We start from the raw sequence: 269 nt of genomic DNA on the forward strand, positions 1-269 counted from the left end.
GGGGGGGGGGGGGGCGGTTTTTTTTTGGTTTTTTTATTTTTTTTTTTGCGGGGGGGGGGGCCGCCAGCGTAATGGGGGGGGGGGGGGGGGGGTGGGGTTCGCGGGACCGTTGGCGCCATGGATGGCGCCATCGAGCCCCCATGGAGGGGTTTACGGCGTGTCCCGCGAACCCCACCCCCCCCCCCCCAAAACAAGAACCGCCATACGCGACCACCCCCCCCGGGCGCCCCCCGTGGGAGGGGACCCCCAAGCCCCCCCGTGGTCCCCCC

The organism is Stenotrophomonas sp. CCNWLW162 (assembly GCF_037203745.1).
Taxonomy (GTDB): domain Bacteria; phylum Pseudomonadota; class Gammaproteobacteria; order Xanthomonadales; family Xanthomonadaceae; genus Stenotrophomonas; species Stenotrophomonas maltophilia_AQ.